Source organism: Nocardia sp. NPDC006982 (genome assembly GCF_042869435.1).
Taxonomy (GTDB): Bacteria; Actinomycetota; Actinomycetes; order Mycobacteriales; family Mycobacteriaceae; genus Nocardia.
The window spans coordinates 1-19,300 of sequence record NZ_JBIAFV010000042.1 but is presented as its reverse complement, the minus strand read 5'-3'; the positions used below and the strand labels follow the sequence as shown (position 1 = coordinate 19,300).

At 63.2% G+C, this 19,300-nt stretch carries 18 protein-coding genes and 2 pseudogenes; 10 read left to right on the top strand and 10 right to left on the bottom strand.

Features of this window, described 5'->3' with window-relative positions:
- Positions 1-356: 356 nt before the first annotated feature.
- The 3 genes from ACFYOW_RS48110 to ACFYOW_RS48100 form a co-directional block, all read right to left on the bottom strand.
- Positions 357-1,214 carry an integrase gene (locus tag ACFYOW_RS48110; protein WP_387298666.1) on the bottom strand — a complete coding sequence of 286 codons (858 nt, stop codon included), beginning with the start codon at positions 1,212-1,214 and terminating at the stop codon, positions 357-359.
- Between the two features lie 398 nt (positions 1,215-1,612).
- Positions 1,613-2,005, bottom strand: coding sequence for a transposase (locus ACFYOW_RS48105; RefSeq protein ID WP_387298664.1), 393 nt, complete (start codon positions 2,003-2,005; stop codon positions 1,613-1,615).
- A 652-nt stretch (positions 2,006-2,657) separates the two neighbouring features.
- On the bottom strand, positions 2,658-3,113 hold the full coding sequence (locus ACFYOW_RS48100) for a transposase (RefSeq protein ID WP_387298662.1): 456 nt from the start codon (positions 3,111-3,113) through the stop codon (positions 2,658-2,660).
- 422 nt (positions 3,114-3,535) lie between these two features.
- On the opposite strand from ACFYOW_RS48100, the gene ACFYOW_RS48095 reads away from it, so the two are divergent.
- Entirely contained in the window at positions 3,536-3,667 is a 132-nt protein-coding gene (locus ACFYOW_RS48095) for a hypothetical protein (protein WP_387298660.1), read from the top strand.
- A gap of 135 nt (positions 3,668-3,802) precedes the next feature.
- On the top strand, positions 3,803-3,982 hold the full coding sequence (locus ACFYOW_RS48090) for a hypothetical protein (RefSeq protein WP_387298658.1): 180 nt from the start codon (positions 3,803-3,805) through the stop codon (positions 3,980-3,982).
- Between the two features lie 484 nt (positions 3,983-4,466).
- On the opposite strand, the gene ACFYOW_RS48085 is transcribed toward ACFYOW_RS48090, so the two are convergent.
- The 5 genes from ACFYOW_RS48085 to ACFYOW_RS48065 all read right to left on the bottom strand — a co-directional run bounded on the left by ACFYOW_RS48085 (position 4,467) and on the right by ACFYOW_RS48065 (position 7,932).
- Positions 4,467-4,730, bottom strand: coding sequence for a hypothetical protein (locus tag ACFYOW_RS48085; RefSeq protein WP_387298656.1), 264 nt, complete (start codon positions 4,728-4,730; stop codon positions 4,467-4,469).
- A gap of 12 nt (positions 4,731-4,742) precedes the next feature.
- Positions 4,743-5,228, bottom strand: a complete 486-nt coding sequence (locus ACFYOW_RS48080) for a nuclear transport factor 2 family protein (protein ID WP_387298654.1) — start codon at positions 5,226-5,228, stop codon at positions 4,743-4,745.
- 67 nt (positions 5,229-5,295) lie between these two features.
- Entirely contained in the window at positions 5,296-5,550 is a 255-nt protein-coding gene (locus tag ACFYOW_RS48075; RefSeq protein ID WP_387298653.1) for an SDR family oxidoreductase, read from the bottom strand.
- 397 nt (positions 5,551-5,947) lie between these two features.
- Entirely contained in the window at positions 5,948-6,937 is a 990-nt protein-coding gene (locus ACFYOW_RS48070) for a hypothetical protein (RefSeq protein WP_387298651.1), read from the bottom strand.
- A gap of 413 nt (positions 6,938-7,350) precedes the next feature.
- Positions 7,351-7,932 (bottom strand): hypothetical protein, encoded by a 582-nt coding sequence (locus ACFYOW_RS48065; protein WP_387298649.1) that lies wholly within the window; start codon positions 7,930-7,932, stop codon positions 7,351-7,353.
- Between the two features lie 237 nt (positions 7,933-8,169).
- Here ACFYOW_RS48065 and ACFYOW_RS48060 point away from each other — a divergent pair, with 237 nt between their 5' ends.
- Positions 8,170-8,955 carry a hypothetical protein gene (locus tag ACFYOW_RS48060; protein ID WP_387298647.1) on the top strand — a complete coding sequence of 262 codons (786 nt, stop codon included), beginning with the start codon at positions 8,170-8,172 and terminating at the stop codon, positions 8,953-8,955.
- Positions 8,956-9,681: 726 nt separating this feature from the next.
- Here the strand turns inward: ACFYOW_RS48060 and ACFYOW_RS48055 are convergent.
- Positions 9,682-10,029: a winged helix-turn-helix transcriptional regulator gene (locus tag ACFYOW_RS48055; RefSeq protein WP_387298645.1), complete on the bottom strand. Its 348-nt coding sequence runs from the start codon at positions 10,027-10,029 to the stop codon at positions 9,682-9,684.
- Positions 10,030-10,384: 355 nt separating this feature from the next.
- On the opposite strand from ACFYOW_RS48055, the gene ACFYOW_RS48050 reads away from it, so the two are divergent.
- The 7 genes and pseudogenes from ACFYOW_RS48050 (at position 10,385) to ACFYOW_RS48020 (ending at position 18,389) form a co-directional block, all read left to right on the top strand.
- Positions 10,385-11,770, top strand: a complete 1,386-nt coding sequence (locus tag ACFYOW_RS48050) for an MFS transporter (RefSeq protein ID WP_387298644.1) — start codon at positions 10,385-10,387, stop codon at positions 11,768-11,770.
- A 1,025-nt stretch (positions 11,771-12,795) separates the two neighbouring features.
- A pseudogene (locus ACFYOW_RS48045) lies at positions 12,796-13,698 on the top strand (IS5 family transposase).
- Between the two features lie 117 nt (positions 13,699-13,815).
- Entirely contained in the window at positions 13,816-14,418 is a 603-nt protein-coding gene (locus tag ACFYOW_RS48040; protein WP_387298642.1) for a TetR/AcrR family transcriptional regulator, read from the top strand.
- Positions 14,415-14,771, top strand: a complete 357-nt coding sequence (locus ACFYOW_RS48035) for a DoxX family protein (protein ID WP_387298640.1) — start codon at positions 14,415-14,417, stop codon at positions 14,769-14,771. Before ACFYOW_RS48040 ends, ACFYOW_RS48035 begins: the two co-directional genes overlap by 4 nt.
- A gap of 695 nt (positions 14,772-15,466) precedes the next feature.
- On the top strand, positions 15,467-16,063 hold the full coding sequence (locus tag ACFYOW_RS48030; RefSeq protein ID WP_387298638.1) for a hypothetical protein: 597 nt from the start codon (positions 15,467-15,469) through the stop codon (positions 16,061-16,063).
- 501 nt (positions 16,064-16,564) lie between these two features.
- Positions 16,565-17,121, top strand: a pseudogene (locus ACFYOW_RS48025) (IS30 family transposase); the annotation flags it as partial.
- A 518-nt stretch (positions 17,122-17,639) separates the two neighbouring features.
- Entirely contained in the window at positions 17,640-18,389 is a 750-nt protein-coding gene (locus tag ACFYOW_RS48020) for an alpha/beta fold hydrolase (protein ID WP_387298636.1), read from the top strand.
- Between the two features lie 260 nt (positions 18,390-18,649).
- Here ACFYOW_RS48020 and ACFYOW_RS48015 read toward each other — a convergent pair.
- Positions 18,650-19,300: IS3 family transposase (locus ACFYOW_RS48015; RefSeq protein WP_387298633.1), on the bottom strand; the 651-nt coding region annotated here is incomplete at its 5' end.

Below are 19,300 nucleotides of genomic sequence, written 5' to 3'. Positions count from 1 at the left end.
GAAGTGGTCCATCTGGCGGCGACGCCACCAATACCGGGCACGGCAAGCCCACTACCAGCGACGACACCGATCACATAACTAAGTGCGGCTGGAGTACTAAGGATCTGATTCGGCGAACGGGGTTGGCCGGTAGGTGATTTCATGTCGCGGTGGCGGTGACCGCGCTCGCTGAACTTCCGCACTGACGCTCACCGAAATTCTCCATTTGTCCCGTGTGGCTCCGCCGCGAAGGGCGGACCTCCTTCGATGCTGGTTGTTAGCATACCTGACCAGCTCTTTCGTTCGAAGGAGGCCCGCTTTTCAATGTTGACACATGAGGAAGATGTGGGTCTCCCGTCGGTTCACGCTGACTGAAGTCATTTCAGTTGGAACCCACGGCATTTTCGAGTGTGGGACCGGGTATCGCGGTGAGTTGCGGTGAAGTCTGGCGTCGTCGGTGGGGCTCGGTCAGCTGATGGGTGTTCGAGTTCGTCGCCGAGCACGTGCTCGGCGACGGCCGCGTAACTGGCGGCGGTGTTATGGCAGATGCCGAAGACCAGGGTCGGGTGCAGCGGGTCGGGGCCGGTGGCGAGGGCCTCGTGAAGGATGCGGTCGCGGCGGATCCGATCGACGGTGCAGCCGCAGGGCTGCATGCGAAGGCTTACCGACCTCTGGCTGATCGGTGTGGTGCCGTGGACCGTCCTCGAGCAGACCAACAGGTGCGGGTTCACGGTGGTCGGCCAGGTGGTGCGGCGGTGGACGAGCCAGCGGCGGATGGTGTGGTGACCGAGGTCGCCGAGGCGTTGACGGCGGCCGGCGAGGGTGATGCGCCGGTTGGCCAGATCGACATAGGTTAGTTTCAGGCTCCGGATGACCCCGGTGCGGGCGGCGTTCTCGGCGGCCAGCGCGACGATGACCCGCCAGACAGGGTCGCTGGTGAGTTGCTCGACGGCGTGGATCTCCTCGTCGGTCATCGGCAGCAGGGGAAAGTCGGCGGGGCGGGTTTTGAGCCCGGTGGTCGGGCTGGAGAAGATGAGGCCGCGTTTCTTGGCGAACCGGAACAGTGATCGCAGCGCGTTGGTGGCGTTGAAGCGTTGCGAGCCGGTCAACGGTTTGAGCGCGGCGGTGATGTCAGTACGGGTCACCCGCAGGTGGTCGTAACGGGTGGCCCACTGTTGGAGAAATGACCGGACGCAACCGAGGTAGACGTAGAGGGTGGCGGTCGAGCGCGCCAAGCGCGGGCGTCTCCGTCGAGCAGCACCGTCAGCCAGCGTTGGGCCTGTTCGGCGAATCCCGGCGTGAGATTAGTTGTCGCGCAGTGGATCCAGGATCGGATCGAGGCTGTCGAATCGTCCTCGAGCAGCTCGAGGTTGGCAAGGACTTCGATAAGGCGTGGACGTGACACCCGCCGGTGCCGGCAGCACCGGGCCTCGCTGAGCGGCACCCGTTCGCCGGCGGGCCGCCCCTCCAGAACAGCGACCAGTCCGTCGAGAACGCAAAGAGTCGTCGACGGGCTCCAACCGTGAGCTTGGCCGAGCTGGCGGGCATGCTGCGCGGCCGCCCGCAGACAGAGGTCGTCAGCGGACAGCGCCGGATGTTGCCAACCTAGCGGGTTCTGGCGTAGGAACCGTGATCACTTCATTGGCGGGCGCTGATCGACGGTCGCGTGGCTGAGTAGCAGGCGTTTGCGCAGAAGATCCAGTTTGGCCCGACCAAAGCACTGGCGCTTGTGGTACTTCAGTTTATTAACGGTGCCCTCAACAGGGCCGTTGCTCCATGGAAGTGTCAGCCCAGCGGTGACCGCGGCGAAGTCGTGTTCGAGACCGGTGACGAACGAGTGCAGCGCTGGCAGGTTATCGGCACGGACCTGCGCTATCCACTCGGGAAGGCGTTCACCGCGCAGGTCGCGCATCATGACAGCGAACGCCCCGACATGGCCGCGGGTAGCCTCCAGTTCCGGGCAGCCGACCAGAATCCTGGCGAGATGCTGAGCGTCATCGCTGGCGAGAGTGTCCGGATCTCGCATGATTCACGCGGTCACGGCGCGGATCTTCGGCACCGCCGCCGAGACAGCGGCTATCTGGCTCTTCTTCCGGCCAGCGTGGTAGGGCTGCAAGTAGCGGTAGACGGTGCGCTGGCTGCCCCGATAACCGAGCTGGCAAAGCTTCCTGGGTGAGGACCGCGACATCGGTGCATCCCGCGTTCCAGCTTGTGAGCAGGTGCGGAACGAAGTCGTCCAGCAGCGCCGCCCGAGAGGTGGCAGCGGCGATCACATCTTCTGGATCGGACGCGGTAGCCAACCGCCGCGCTGTTTTCCGATCGATGCCAAGCTCTTTCGCGATCGTGCGCAGGCCCATGCTCTGACCGCGCAACCGTTGCACCGCGTCGTAACGCTCGATGGTGCGGGCCCGCAACTGCGCGAACCGATCCCGCACCTCGCAGACATCTACCTTCGCCATCGAATCGGCGGCATCGACGCTGCCCGGTCGGGCAGGGTGAGATTGTTGGTGTCGGGAATTTGCTGTTGCAGTGAATGATTCGCGCACACATTCACGGTGCGCGATGACGGTCTTCTCCACCGCCTGGCCGAGGTTCTGCCAGATATGCCAGCGATCGGCACATTGAATGGCCTGCGGCGCACCGCGTCTGGCACCCTCGGCATAGGCTCCGGCACGGTCTCAAGTAATGATCTCGATCCCTGGATGCGCCGACAGCCACGCCGCCAAGGTGTCGGCCTCCCTATCGTCGAGGACATCGATCGGGCGATGCGTGGCCATATCCAGCAGCACGGTGCCGTACCTGCGGCCGCGTCTGACAGCGAAATCGTCAACACCCAGGACTTTTACCGCGCTGACCGGCGGATCGGGTATTCCACGGACCAGCCGCAGCAGAGTGTCGCGGCTGGCCGATAACCCCAGCCGTCGGGCCAGGCGTGCACCGGCGCGTCCGGCCAGGGCCAGCCCGATCAAGGTCAGCATCGAGGTCAGCTGATTGGTCCGGCGTGACCGCTTGATGGTGAGGCCATCTACCTGTTCGGCGAAAGTCTTTGCCGCACACTCATTATTCCGGCAGAAGAAACGCCGCACGACCAGCGACAGCACCATCGTCCGCCCAGCGACCGCTGCATCGGCCAACCGACGCCGATAGCGGGAATGCACACGCCCGGACACTGTTCCACACGCGGGACACTGGGCCATCGGCGTGGCAACAACAGCCTCTACGACGACCCCGTCGCCGTCGCTCTGGATATCACTGATCACCACAGGAACCAAGTGCGGCAACAACTTTCGGACAAGATCACCAGCGCACCGGTGTCATTAGTACCAGCAGCAGGGCGGGACGGCAACACTCCAACCAGCGCCATCACGGTTCCTGCGCCAGAACCCTTCCTCCTGGCAGCCGACAGATGCGGACTTTCCGTGAGTGAGCGGTCCGGATCTGCGGGAGACGGGGCTCCCGGTCGCGCAAGTTGCTCGTGAGCTGGGGATCAATGAGGGGATGCTGACGACTTGGATGGCGCGGGACCGGCAGCAGCGTGATGGTCGCCGGTGACCGGTTGAGTAAGTCCGAGCATGAGGAGTGGTTGCGGTTGCGGCGCGAGAACGCCGAGCTGGCACAACAGCTGACGATGGAGCGCGATGTGGTCAAGCGATCGGTGGTCCTGTGGGTGAAGGAGGCGACCAAGTGAGCGTGGCCCGGTTCATCGCCTCCCAGAGGACCGAACACGGTGTGCCGCACGCCTTTTGCTGCCGCGCTCTCGATGTGTCCGAGTCCTGGTTCTATAAGTGACACGATCGGCCGCCGACAACGCGACAGCAGCGGCGTGCCCCAGCTGACCGAGGCGATCGGCATCATCTTCGATGCCTCGGGCAAAACCTACAGCAGTACCCGCATCGGCGACGAGCTGCGTGAGAACGGCTGGCGGTTGTCCGACAACACATCGCGCAGATCATGTCCGAAAGCGGTTGGGCTGCAAGGGAAATCAAACGTAGACACAGCCTGACCAGACCCGGGAAACGGGCAGTGTCGCCGGATCTGGTGCGCCGACAATTCACTGCCGTCGCACCGAAGGTGCTGTGGTGCGCAGATGTGACCGAAATACCGACCGAGGAGGGAAAACTGTATCTGGAGTCGGCGGAAGAACGGTTCTCCGGCCGCCTGCTCGGTTACGCACCAGCGCCCATCACGATGCCGAATTAATCTGTGCCGCACTGCGAATGGCTGCGACCATCCGCGGCGGGGACATCAACGGAGTGATCTTCCTCTCCGATAGATGCAGCGAATACACCGCCGCGGCGGTTCAACCGGCTCTGCCGCGCCATGGGCGTCGTGCAATCGATGGGCGTGGTCGGATCGGCCCTGGGCAAAAGGCCCGCCGAGGCGTTCAACTCCACCCTGAAAGTCGAGTTCGTCCACCCGCACTGGTTTCGCACCCGCGCCGAGGCCCGATTGAAGATCGTCACCGAAGGCAGGGCCCCGGCCGTGAGCTATTCATCGCAGATGTCGTCGCCCGGGCCGTATCTGTTGCGGCCCTGTCGGCGGATCCCGCACAGGTCGGCCGCAATACGGAACAGTTGAACGCGTTCCGATGGCCAATTCTCTTGCTCGTCGTGGTGATCGAGTGCCCGACGGTAGATCTGTTGAATCATGCGGTCGGCGGCGTCGGCTGAACCGAGCATGACATGGCAGAACAGCCGCAGCTGTGCGTGCAGCCTGGCGTCGTGCTGGGCGATGTCGTCTTGTCCGTACATGCTGTCGCCTCGTCAGAGTCCGAACAGCGGAAACAGCCCGGAGCCGTGAAACGTGACGATCCTGCAGACGCCCTCGGCGGTGATTGTCAATACCTGCAGTGTGTGTGGGTGCTGCGCGCCGTCGTGGCCGCGGGCGTATACCGCGAAGGCGGGCCGTCCGTTAGCGGAGGTAGCGACCAGTTCGGCTGGCCCGATCATCCGCATCTGTCTGGTCAGGAAGGCGACGATGGTTTCGCGGCCTTCGAACCAGGTCGCGATCGGCGGCATTTCCCATCGTGCTTCTTCGGTCAATACCGCGAGGAGTTGATCGACGTCCGCGGTTTCGAAAGGCTCCCGTGTGGTGTCGACCTCGAAGCGAATGTTTGTTAGCGCGTCACCCTTGCCCTTGATCTGCCAGAAGGCCCCGGTGATGGCTGCCCCGACCCGGATCGCCCGGATCCGATTCCACCGGTCCAAGCCACCGTGCGCGGCGACCACGGTCGCGAGTAGTTCGTTCATTGCTTGCTCCTCTGTTTGGGGTGCCCCGACCGCCGGTGTGGTGTGCGGCGGCTGGGGCTTGTCGTGGTCAGTCGACGATGATTCCGCCGGTCAGATTGGCGACGGTTCCAGTCATCACTGATGCCCGGTCGGAGGCGAGGAATACCGCCACTTCCGTGAGTTCAGCCAGCGTGGTTGGGCGCTTGCGGTGGCTCATAGCACTCGCGACTTCAGTGAATTGGTCCTTCGTAATACCCAACGCATCGGCGTGCAGCCCGTACCCGACGTCGATAACTGGCGTCTCCACCATGCCTGTGGTGCGCAGGCAGATCGCACGAACCACGTGCTGTGCCCATTCGGCGGAGAGTGCACGGTGAGACCCTCCAGCGCCGCCCAGCCGACACTCATGCCGCCCACCAGGGGCAAGAGCAAGCGGGCCGGTTCGGGTGTGTACATCATGATCACCCCCGAACGCCGTGGGAGCATATGCCGCGCCGCGGATTTCGCAGTCACGAAATGAGCCTGGGCATAGGTTGCGATCGGCCGCATGAAATCCTCGACCGGCAGGTCGGTGAGCGGAATTCCCTGCAGTCCCTGTGGTGAAATTCCGATCGCATTGAACGATACATCGGGGCGTCGCGATCGCCGATCCGAAACCGCGGCTGGCTCCGGTGACCACCGCCGTCGCCTGCAGCTGCTGCGACGAACTCATTATTATTCCCTGTCCAAAGGCCGGAAGGTCACGTGCAATTGAGGGCGCGCGGCTCACCTGCATTCGCCTGGCTCGCGCGGACCGATGACAACACGGCACCACACCGGGATCCTCCGCGAACACATGGTCGATCAACTCCCGATCGCGCACGCCTGCCTCTTCGCCGCGTGTCTGTTCTGGGATAACGACCGCTCCGGTCATGGCGACCACCTCCTACACATATAGACGCGATCGCAGAGCGAAAGGCATCGGCACCCATCCGACTGCATTGCCGATGAGTGGGTTGTGGCGTAGTCGATATCGCTTGTGTCGTTCCGGAGGCCAATTGCTCATTCGAATGCCCCCGGTCATAGATCAACGACGTCGGGTCGCCGGGCACGACCAACGCATATATCGGAGTGTCGTTCCGCGAGACACCCACCTGCTCCAGGTTGCATTGCCGATGCCGCTTCACCACGTCGCGGGCGTACCGCACCATCTGATCATGTGTCAGCGGCCGATCCCCAAGCCGCTCAACAACTGTCGCCGGATCGGGAATCACCTTGTATTCGAGGATGCTGTCCACATCTGGGGACCGAGGTATCGCACCTGCCATCAGCCTGAGCAAGGGCCGCGCGCCGTTGAGCAAATGCCGATGCACGTGCCCTGTGTCGATGCCCATCTCGGTCGCAGCCTCTTCTTCCGACATTCCATCCAGCCAATGCAGCTTGGCCGCGGTCACTTCCACGCCCTCATACTCGGCGAACACCGCCCGCGCCACTGCCTGATGTCCGCTCACCGTCGCCGCCACACGCTCCAGCAAGCCTTCCACAGGCGACTTGTGTTCCTCCTCCGACGATTCCGTCGGAGGACGCCGCGTGCCTTCGTCAGCGTGGAAGCGGTCGCGCGGGACGTAGAGGCTAGAAGTCGGATCCCATTCGTGCATCCCGTCCGGCTCATGCGACCGGCCCGGACGGCGCGGGCTGTTGCAGTTGTTTGGATCGATAAGTCCCGCGTGGCCGCCCTCGGTCTCATCCACGCGCGGCCACACCGCCGTCGGCGCACCATGCGTCACAGCCTGGTGCAACGAGCCGTGCCCTCCGGGCTTCTGCCTGCTTCTGGCTGCGGCAAGGGCGAGCCTCAAGATCATCTCGGTCTGATAGCCGGCGGTGTCGCGCAGGGCTCCCGGGAGACCAGATTGTCGTAGGGCGGTTCGATGCGGACGGCCGCATCGTTCTCGCACTCGTGCAGTTCGAAGTAGGATCCCTGATCCCCGTAGCCCCGGGAGGGGTGAGTGTGTTTCGCATCGTCGAGATCGATGTGGATGGTGACCCGAGCAAAGCCATCGTTGAAGCTCTCGCCGAAACCCAGGAACCTACCCGTGGCCGACCGATCTGACCTACGCCGTTCCCGCCGAACGACCATAGTGATCTCCCTTTCAGCCACAGCCTTTCAGATTTGGTCGTGGCCTCTCGGCCCTGGAGGTGCTGATTCGCGGGCCGCGCCGGTACCGAGTGGGTCGGTGACCTGTTCCCGCAATTCCTGGCAGCTGGGCTCGGCAGGAATGTGGCGAGCATGCTCGGGTTGCTCGGTCGGTGCGGCGGTGGATGCCGGTGAAGCGCCCGGTGAGGGTGTGCCGCGGTGTGCGCGGGCGGCGGTGATGAGCTGGCGGGCTTGTTTGGTGCTGATCTCGAGCAGTTCAGCGACGTCGTCGTCGGTTTGACCGTGGTCACGGATTACTGCCGCGGCCTCGGCTTGGTCGCCGCGGTGGCGGGCGATTTCCTGCTCGGCGCGTGACTCGACGTCGCTGATCTGCTGACGCAGTACCTTAATCTCGTTGTCACGCTTGGCTTCACACGCGGTGATTGCCTGCCGGTCGCTGAGATACCGCTTCACCGCCTCGGTGATCGTGCGCTCACGCTGACGTGCCAGCGCTCGACGGTCCCGGATGCGGTCGCGCGAGCATTGCAGTCGTTCAACGACTTCCAGGGATCGAATTGTCCGCGGTGACCGCGAAGGGCGATGTGAGGACATGGCGGCCTCCTGATTTCAGGCCCGCCTGCAGATTCTCCCGTACCCGATTCTACTCGCATTGTACTCGCGGCAGGTCCATGTCGAACCTGTGCCTGGGACTTCCCCGCACCCATCCGCCACACGCTCCCCCTGGAAGTCGGCTACCAATCCGATTGTTGCAAAGGAGTTTCGCGTGCGCGCTCTGGTCGATCTGTTCGATGCCCCGACCCACCACTGGCCCGACGAGCCGGTTGGGTGATGACCACCGACCTACTGTCCCAGCTAGACGAACGCGTTTCCCGCGCTCGGCAATTGCTACTCCCTCGCGGCAGCGTCGATTTCGCGCTGCCGCCAGGCCCGGACCTCCTCAGCTACCACCACTACGTCATCAGTATCAGCGGCGGCAAGGACAGCCAGGCCAGCCTCGACGTCCTGGCCCACCTCTTGTACGAAGCACGAATCCTCCACCACGTCACAACCGTCCATGCCGACATGGGCCGCGCCGACTGGCTGGGCACCGCAGCATTGGCGCGCGAGCATGCACTACGGGCTGCGCATGAGGTAATGGCCCGTGCCGGCTGTGATCTGCTCGATCGTGTCGCCGAACGCGGCAAATGGCCTGACCGGGGACGGCGTTGGTGTACCTCGGATTTCAAGCGCGGACCGATCCGGCGGATCACCATGCTCGTCGCCGAATCACGCGTGACCATGTCCACCACCGCCGCCGACGGGATCGCCGCGGAACGGATCTGGCCTGTGCCGCACTTGTCCACGCCGGACGAGGAACACTTGGCGAATTGGAGCAGCGGCCGAGAGTACGAGGCCATAGCGCTATTCCGGAAGCGAGCCGAAGCTGCAGATGTCAGTGTCGGCCAGAGCGAGGCCGTCAGCCAGCTGTGCCAACGCCTGGACGGACTTCCGCTCGCGATCGAGCTGGCTGTCACATGGCTGCGGACGCTGACCGTCGACGAGTTCTTCGCTATGTCACCGCAACAGCGTGCCTCGGCATCGGACGCTGCGCACGGTCGTGGATTGGTCCTGTGACCTGTGCACGGAGCGGGAACGGGTGTTGTTGGCCCGGCCGGCTATCGGTATTCGCCAGCGGTATCAGCCTTGAGGCCGCCGAGGCGGTGTGCGCCGACGACGGCCTGACTCGGGGCGACATTCTCCCAGGGCTGGTCGGCCTGGTGGACAAATCCATCCTGGCACGCGAAGAGCGCGACGCCCGCAGCCGCTACACGATGTTGGAGACGATCCGCCAATACGGACGTGACCGGCTCGCCGACCAAGCGGACGCCGTACGGCGCCGGAACCGCGACTACTACGTGTGGCTGGCCGAGGTTGCGCTCGTGAGTGGTAGGGCCCACACCAACGCACTATCTTGGACCGCGTTCTCCCAGAACGTGCCAACATCAGCCTCGCCCTGGAGTACTGCGCGACGCGAAGCCAGGCCCGCACTGGGATGCGGCTGGCCGACGCGTTGTGGGCCTGCGGGTTGATCACTGCTGACCAAGGCGACACCGTCCAGGCGCTTATCCCCTACGTGAGGCCGTGGAGGCGGCTAGGGCGGTCGGTGAGGCGAGGGCAGAGGCCTACGCCATTACGTGGATCGGCCAGGCGCTTTGGATGCAAGGCAGACTTCCCGAGGCAGTCGGTGAGATGGAAACGGCTCTTCGCCGGGTCGTATGACGTAAATCTTGGCGCATCGTGGGCACAGCCAGATGAAGGCGCCAGTGTGCAATGTTCGGTTAGCCTGTCCATCTCCCGGCGCTAGTCACTAAGGAGGCTGCGCGTCCCCCGTAGATGCCGCATCCCCCACGTCGCAATGGCTCTCAACACAGGGCCGAGTTCGCGCCCCTTGGGAGTCAACCGGTAGAAGTAGCGCGGCGGGTTCTGTTGATATGCCGATCGCTCGACGATCCCACAGGATTCAAGGCGCCGCAAGCGATCAGCCAGTGTATTGGTCGGAATCACCTCGCCCGCCGACATGAAGTCACCGTATCGCAGGTCGCCCTGAAATAGCAGGTCGCGCACAATTAGCAGCGACCACCGGTCCCCGAGGATGTCCAGAGTCCCAGCGATCGCACAATTCGAGCGCCGCTCCTCCGCTTCGGCCATACTCCTTCTCCGATCAGAGTCACTTGCATTATTGAAGTTACCACGCCTAGAGTGACTTGTACTTTACAAGTGACCTAGGAGAAGCTGTGGTGAAGACCGCTCTCGAAGACCGGCCGGTTTCGGTGATAGTGATCAGCGCAGGGATAACTGCGGAAGGCGCACCGTTTGCTATGGGCCCATTTCGCCTGCGACCGCCGACTCACGCCCTCTCGCTCGAAATCGTCATGGGCACATCATCTTTGGCTGCTGTCCCGCTTGTTGCGACCTCACCGCATCGCCGCGGTCGGGCCAACGAGTTCGATTCGACACTGCCGCGTGCGCTTACACTGGCGGCCGCTCGACGGTGGGTGAATTGATGCCCACACAGACCGCCCAACGTTCCTTCGCCGTCTCGTTTGCGATCGTCGCGACCGCGGTGTTCTTGGCCCAGCTCGACCTCTTTATCGTCAATATCGCGTTCCCAGCGATACAGGCGGCATTCGCACCGGCAACTATCTCAGATGTGTCCTGGGTACTTAGCGCGTATGCGATTGTCTTCGCGGCACTACTGGTTCCCGCAGGCAAACTCGGAGACGTCCTTGGGCGGCGTGTCGTATTCGTCGGCGGTATTACCATTTTCGGTCTCGGTTCCGCGCTGTGTGCAGTCGCGCCATCCTTGCCCGTCCTCATCACTGCACGTGTCATCCAGGCGGTCGGCGCCGCCGCCGTGACCCCCACCTCGCTCGGACTGGTGCTTCCCCTCGTAAAACCGGAGCGACGGCCAGTCGTCATCGGCGGTTGGGCCGCGATCGGCGCGGTCGGTGCGGCGACCGGCCCCGTCATAGGCGGACTGCTCACTGAAGTCAGTTGGCACTGGATCTTTCTCATCAATATCCCCGTTGCTCTGGTCGCGGCGATACTCGGCGCTCGCATGCTAACCGAATTTCGCGACCCCGAACGCCCGAGGATGCCCGACGCTCTCGGCACCATCCTGCTTACTGCCGCTGTCGCACTCGTCACTCTCGGGCTGGTGAAAGGACCGGAGTGGCAATGGAATTCGGCTGCAATCTCGATTTTCGCAATGAGTGCTGCGCTGTCAGTCGCGTTTGTGGTTCGCTCTCGCCAACACGCCGCGCCAGTTCTCGAGTTGTCCATTCTGCGAGTGCCAGCCTTCGCACTCGCAACCCTCTCGGGAGCCCTATTCTTCGCGGCGTTCAGCGCCATGCTGATCAGCAATGTGATCTTCCTGACCGATGTGTGGCACTATTCGCCGATCACCGCCGGACTTGCCCTGACACCAGGTCCACTCGCTGCGGCTGTCTGTGCACCCGTGTCCGCCCGGCTGGTGCGTCGTTTCGGGCCTGGACTAGTAGGCGGAGGCGGGGCACTGATGTTCGGTGCGGGCGTACTGCTGTGGCTCGGTCTCGTTGGCTTACAGCCGAATTTTCTCGCCGGACTGTTGCCCGGCGCGCTGATAGGTGGAGCAGGAGTCGGATTGGTGCTGCCTGCCTTCACAGTCGCGGCAACCTCGACCCTGTCACCAGCGCGCCTGGCCACGGGCATCGGCGCGCAGACGATGTTCCGGCAGATCGGCGCCACCATCGGCGTCGCGGCTTTCGTCGCTATCCTCGGCACACCAGCACCAAATGAGGTCCTTCATGCATTCAACCTGACTCGTGTGTTCATGCTCGCGAGCGCCGTCGCGGCAGCCTGCGCCCTGCTTTTCATCTCTAGGCCAGCCAGTGTTCGGAGCAACCTGTAACCATGTCGACGGCACGACAAACTGGCGTGCCACAAACCAAGGAAAACGCGCTCCTGATCGATCGCACCCCGCGCCCGGTAATCGTCCGCCGCAAGGAGCTGGTGACCCGCCTCCACCCCGTACGTTTCGAACTAGCGCCTCCTTGTGCACACCAAAATCCCGCGCAACCTGGCTGATCGCGCCACGCCCCTCACCGATCTCACGCTCTAGCTCGCGAACCATCGCTACCCAAACCGTAGAATCAGTTCGGGAGGTATGAATCGCCTGGCACGTCCGGAGACTTTGGAATCACCGGGGATTTACCTTCGGATATCCGCGCGGGTGCAGGCCGCAGTGACCAGGATGGTCTGGCGCTCCCGAACGGCACATCGCCTCGGGCCCCACAACGGGGCCCCATCACGGAGGAACCCTATCGGCGAGGCGCTCGAGGGCTTCGAGAATCAGACCGGAATATGTTCGTTCCGTTGCTGCACCATGAAGTCGTAATGTGCCGTCGTGGGCGTGCGTTCGTGGCCATGGGCACTGGGGCCGTGCCATACGTTCCCGTGGTGCTTCCACTGCTGGCCGAGGACCCGGATGTGCGCTACTCGGCCTGCGGGGTCTTTCGGCGACTGACCGAGGAGTCACTCTCACAGCTTCCCGCGCTGCTTCCACTGCTCGCTGATCCTGTGGGCTTCGTGCGTCCCGAGGCCAGCCATGTGATCAGCGAGATCGGCTCGCGCATGGTACCCGGCTGCATGAGATGCGGCGCTCATCCAGGCAATACCGCTGGCACGCGCTCACCAGGCTGGCGGAGATCGTGGGCTGCGATCCCTTCGGCGACAAGGGTTTCCGCGAATCTGATCAGGGTGTATTGGGCGGATTCAACTAGGGCGTGTATCGAAGTAGCTGATGGGGTGGCACCGCGGCGCGGTGCCACCCCATCAGCTATTTTTTGAAAGACAGTGTCCGCGTTGGCAGATAGGCGAGGTCTCCGATAAGTGGGTTGAACGACCAAGCACAACCGGAACCAAACCGGAGACCTCGTGACCACAGTAGCGGTGGCGGGGCGCGCGGATCTGACCGACGCTCAATGGGCGAGGCTGGAACCGCTGCTGCCCCGTGGCAGAAAACCCGGACGTCCATCGGCGTGGACGAAACGACAGCTCATCGACGGGATCAGGTGGCGCACCAGGGTTGGCTGCCCGTGGCGTGACATCCCACCGCAGTACGGGTCCTGGCCAGCGATCTATGGGCTGTTCCGACGCTGGCAGCGCGGCGGAGCCTGGCTCATGATCCTGAAACTCCTGTAGACTTTCGCCGAGGCCGCAGGCCGGATCAGGTGGCAGGTCGGCGTCGACTCGACAATCATGCGAGCTCATCAGCACGCAGCCGGAGCCCGCCGCGACCCGGACAGCCAAATCGAACCACCAAGCGGGCCCGATGAGTGCGAACCCGGCGACCACGCGCTCGGCCGCTCCCGCGGCGGCTGGACAACAAAACTACATCTGACCTGCGAAGGCCACTGCCTGGTGATGAGTATGCTGCTCACCGGCGGCCAAGCCGGTGACAGCCCGCACTTCGCGGCGGTCCTCGAACGGATCGAAGTTCGCGAACCCGGCCGGCGGGCCCGTCGACGACCTCAACGAGTACTGGCCGACAAGGCCTACTCCAGTCGCGGCGACCGCACCTGGCTGCGACAGCACGGGATCAAAGCCACCATCCCGATACCGGCTGACCAAGCCGGTCACCGCCGGGCTCGTGGTTCGGCCGGCGGGCGCCCACCAGCTTTCGACCCGGTGATCTACCGCGACCGCAACACCGTCGAACGCGGGATCAACCAGCTCAAACAACATCGTGCCGTCGCGACCCGTTTCGACAAACTCGCCGTCCGCTACCAAGCGACCATCCATATCGCAGCGATCAATCAATGGCTCCGCCACAGTTGAGCAGCGGCGGGCCACAGCCCGCCGACTGCTCAACACTTCGATACACGCCCTAGGCCATCGACCGACCAATGACACCGCGTTTGCGTCAAAGATCAACCATGATATAGCGTACTGAACATGTTCAATGAACATGTTCAGTCGCGGTCGGAGCAACAAGCAGCGACGAGGCAGAAGGTCTTGTCGGCAGCCGATCGGCTCTTCCGCGCCCAAGGCTTCAAGGCGACCACGATCCGGCAGATCGCCGCCGACGCGAACGTGAGCACCGGGACCGTCATGGGGGTCGGCGAAAAGGACGCGCTGCTCGTCTCGCTCTTCGACAACTGGATAAGCGCGGTGCACAACAGCAGGCGAACCGAACTCACACCCGCAACGTCGACTGCGACCACCGAGGACGTGCTGATGCTCTTCGAGCCCTTCGTCGGACATTTCGCGGTCGACTCCGAGCTCTCACGCGAGTACTTGTCGATCCTCGTCCGCGGAAACCATGAGTCCGCGATCTTTCGAGACCTCGCGCTGGCCCTGCTAGCCGAACTCGAAACCGTGCTCGCCCGATCAGCGCTCCCCCGCAGCCAGGTCGGTCTTGGTGCTCGGACCATCTACCTCGCATACCTCGGCTTGCTGATGACCGCGGCCAGCGGTGCCATCGCGATGCCCGACGCGGCCGACCAACTACGACAGACCATCGAATTCGTCATCACGCACCCGAAAGGGAACCAATGATCCACGCTCCCGAACCATGGTGGCTACCAGCACTACTCGCGCTCTCGCTGTTCTCCGACGCGCTCATGTCCGTGCGTCCGCCGATGTTCATTCAGCGATGCCTTGACGGCGTCCGGTTTCCACGCGACTGGTGGTGGACGCTGATCGCGATCAAGCTGGCGGCCACAGCCGGTCTCCTTGTCGGACTGAAGTATCCCGGCGTCGGATTCGCCACCGCGGTCGGCGTGATCGCCTATTTCGTGTGCGCCGCGTACGCCCACTACCGGGCCCGGTTCCTGGGATCCGAGTTCTGGATCAACTGCCTCGGCATGCTGGCACTGTCAGTGGCGGCGGCACTCCCGTACGTGGTGTGAGCGGCAGCGCTGTTCGGTACCCCGACTGGTCCGCCGCACGAGGCAGCGGCGGCGGGCCGCGGGGTCAATGGGTACCGACCATGCGCTGGCCAGCCAACTCGAGGGCCTCCGAAGAGCGCAGTGCCACAAAGTCTTTCACGAGCAGATCAGCACCCGCGTCAAGGTCCGGCCCGAACTGGAGAAAGCGCAGTAGCTTCGCACCGGCTTGCGACTGAGTCGAGCCTTATTAAGCGTTGTCGCTAAGCGCGGCACGTCAGAGCCAGACCCAACTGCCGTAGGGTGTGAACCGCTCGAGGCGCTCAACTGCGGCAGCATCGAAGATGCCGATACCCGCCGATGAAGATGTACGGCATTCGGCAGAATAGTGTGTTCATCAGACGCGCCGCAGCGTCAGGCCTGTGAGCGCAAGGGGACGCAAGGCCACGTTGCCGACCGCCGGAACCACCACGGCCCGAGGTCTGCTCGCCGGAACTCTGGTGGTCCGGTGCTTCGCCCAAGATGGCCGCGAGCAACACGATTTCGACTTCACCCGCCTGCCGATCTCTCCGCGGATTCAGCACGGATTGGCTATCGCGTTCGCGCGCAGAACCGCACCGGGAGCCGGGCTCACCAGTCTCAGCTCGATAAGGAGCCTATTTCACCAGATCCGCTTCTTCGCAAGCTATCTCGACTCATTGGCGCGACCCCCTACCGAGATGGCACATCTGAATTCTGATCATGTCGACGGCTTTCAGCAGTTTCGTCGCGCCTCGGTCGCCGATGTGGCTCGCGGCCTTCAGATGATCAAGCGGCTGCTGCGGGACGCGGACGACCTCACCGAGGCGTTGGCGATCAAACTGCATGAAAAGGGCCCGCGACGAATCATCACAAACGGCAAAAGGAGCTACAGCCGCGCCGAGTTCAAGGCCATCGCCGACGCTGCGCGCGCGGACCTTCGGACCGCCGCGGTCAGGATCCGCGAGAACCGAATCCTGCTCGAACAGTTCCGGGCTAGGCGAGCGTCGGCCCCGGATCGGCGTCTGCATTTGCTGGACTTCGTTGGGGGTCACTCCAACACCAGCCTGCATGCGATCGGAAATGGGTTCGCGGTTCAGCTCACCCAGGCTGGCGCGGTACTGCGTGGAGAGCACGGCCACGCCGATGCTGCCGACCGTCTGTTGAAGCGCTTGCAGCAGAGCCGATCCCGAGCCGGCGTGCTCCGTGGTGAGATCGATGGCCAGCCTGTGGGGGAGGGCATCACGAATCCGATGCCAGTGCCGAGCAGCACTATTGTAGCGGCCGCGATACCGTAGGAGATGGCGACCGTGATCAGGGCCCCGGCGTGAGACCCGCTGCGAGCAACGCGAATCCGGCGGTGTGAACCGTCGGGTTGGGACCGCTTTTCCTAGAGGAAGATGGTTCCCATCATGTCGAAGCGTTACCTGCCCGAGGGGCGTGAGAAGGCCGTTCGGCTGGTCTTGGAGCACCTCGATTAATATGAGTCCCCGTATGCCGCGGCGAAGGCGATCGGCCCGAGGGGCGATGTGCACTACAAGACATTACGGGTGTGGGTGAAAAGGCCCTGGCCGAGGGAGCATGCTCGGGCGGCAAGTGCAGGTCGGATTTTGCTGCTGCCGAGCGTGAGGAACTGGCGCGGCCGCCTGGAGAGAACCGAGAACTCAAGCAGGCCAACGCGATTCTGGAGCTGGCATCGATTTTTTTTCGCCCAGAAGCTCGACCCCGGGACGCCGCCGATCGTCGGGTTGATCGACGAGTACCGCCAGGTCTATGGTGTCGAGTCGATCTGCGGTGCCGATCGCGCGGTACCTGGCCACTGGGAGGGTGGCCTCATCATCAGAGTCGACGTCTGGGCTGTCGGCACGCTCGTCGAGCGCAGCACACGGTTCACGATGCTGGTCCATCTGCCTCGGATGGCGGGCCCACGCTGGCCGGGGCTACGGCGCTGAGGCAATGCGTGAGGCATTGGCCGAACAGATGGCCACGTTGCCTGCGAATCTGCGTCGTTCGCTCATCTGGGGCCCCGGCAAGGAACTCGCTCAGAACGTCCGTTTCACCGTCGACACCGGTATCGCCGTCTACTTCGCCCACCCGAACTCGCCCTGGCAGTGGGGAACCAACAAGAACGCGAACGGGCTGCGCCAGTACTTTCTGAAGGGCTTAGGCCTGTCCGGATGGATCGCGAGCGAGATCGGTTGGTCGTTACGGCACTGAACGTCAGACCTGCAAGACTCTCGGCTGGAAGACACGCGCTGAAGCGCTCGACCAACATCAACAATCCTCCAAGAGGCCGGTGTTACGACGACCGGAGGCCAGGAAAGTATCGTGCCTAGCAGTTGTTCAGCCGGACTGACTTCGTTGGCCTTATCCCCGGGCCGCGCGGGACTCGTGGATTGGCCGTGACAAGAGATCCGCAACGCTACGCAGCCCGAATGCGGTTGCTACCGCTCGCAGGTCATCCAGCGTCAACGCCGAGGGGGGTGCAGGCAGTGGTACGACATTGTGATCGCGATCAGCGTGGCGTGTCATCGAGAATCCTCGAGATAGTGACCGGGGATGGAACTCAATCGTCATACACACAGTGGCTGAACAACATCCGCTGAAATGCCCGATCAGTTTCACTGAAAGGACTGCCGGGCCGGTGATACCGGCACCGAGGATTTGGTTCAATTCGGATACGACGTTGTGCGCAGACAGGGATCGGCAAGTCGGCGACGACGTCGCCGACATGGACAGTTTCGCGCGTTGTTCGACTTCGCCTGGCTATCCGTGCTACGAAGGGGCTTTTCTGCTGCGGATTCTTTAGTTGTGAAGTAGGGGAATCTGGCTGATGTTTCGGATTCGTGTGTCTGCGACGGTGATAGGAAGCAAATGGAGCAGGGAAGGCGAGGTCTGGTGAGTACGTTCGTTTTAGTTCATGGTGGGTGTCACGGTGCTTGGTGCTGGCACAAGACTGTGCCGTTGCTGGAGGCTGCGGGGCACCGGGTCTTGACTCCGGACTTGCCGGGACACGGGGTGGATCGGACCCCGATCAAAGGGCTGACCCAGCACGACTACGCGGCCGCTGTCGAATCGGTCCTCCGAGCGCTCGACGAGCCTGTAGTGCTCGTCGGCCATTCCCTCGGTGGGATGACTGTCGCCTTGGCGGCCGAACGCTGCCCGGAGCGTATCGAGACGTTAGTCTATGTGACGGGGACCGTACTCGGCGAAGGACACTCCATGATGACCGATCCGGCTGTGTCTCAGCTGTTCAACGATCTCGGCCCGCTGCTCGTCAACGACGAGCCCAATCATGCGATCATCGTGCCGCCGGAGGCGGCGACTCTACTGTTCTATCACGACTGCAATCCAGCCGACATTGCCCTCGGGCTGCGCCTACTGACTCCGGAACCATGGGGGGCGTTTGCAACTCCGATCGAACTCACGGCCGAGCGTTACGGTCGCGTACGTCGTGTCGGACTGTTGACGCGTTACGATCAACTCAACCGGCCGGAGATTCAAGCTTCGACGTATGCCACGGGCAATGTGTCCGAGGTGTTCACTCTGCCTACGGGACATTCCCCAATGCTTGCTGCGCCCGAACTATTCGCTGAGCGGCTCCTTGCCATCGCTGGCGGCTAACTAGGTTGTCCGGATTACCTAGATGGATCCTCTGATTGCGCTTGTTGTCACCTCGATCGAGTGTTCCGACCATCGCTGTCTCGACGACCATGGCCAGTAGAGCCACCCTGCTCACCGGAAAATGCCGGGACATCACGTGTTCGGCGAGGTCGTGTACATCGCGGAGGCTGAGATAGTCCCTGTGCATTGATCTTTCGGCACTGGGGGCAAAGTCTGCGTGACGGGACCCCGTGATTTGGTCCACCGAGTGTGAGAGCCGGTTATCGGTGGATGCAGGTTGCAGCGTATCGGGCCGGGGTTTGGTAGCCCAGCGCGGAATGTCTTCGGCGGTGGTTGTATTCGTGCTTCCAGTCGCTGATCACGACCCTTGCGTGGGTCAGCGACCAGAAGCTGTTGATGTTGAGACATTCGTCGCGCAGACGGCCGTTGAACGATTCGATGTAGCCGTTGCGCCAGGGCTGGCCGGGCGGGATGAACGCCAAACCGACCCGTTCACCAGCCCAATCGGCCATCGCCGCAGCCGCCAGCTCGGGTCCGTTGTCGCAGCGCAGCACTGCTGGATAGCCACGATCGACGGCGATGCGGTCGAGTTCGTCGATGAGCCGATCGGCGGTGATCGAATGCTCGACCAGGCCGCCGAGGCATTCGCGGGTGTGCTCGTCGACGATCGAGACGATCTTGACCGGTCTGCCGTCGTCGGTGGCGTCGAATTGGAAATCCACTGCCCACACCCGATTCGGCGCGTTCGCGCTCACCGTCGTGGCGGTGGAGGTGCCCACCCGTTTGCGGCGGCGCCGCTGCGGCACTCGTAGTCCCTCGTCGCGCCAGAGGCGTTGGATCTTCTTGTGGTTGACCATCCAGCCTTCGCCTCGGGCGTCGTGGTAGGCGCGACGGAAACCCTGCCGCAGATG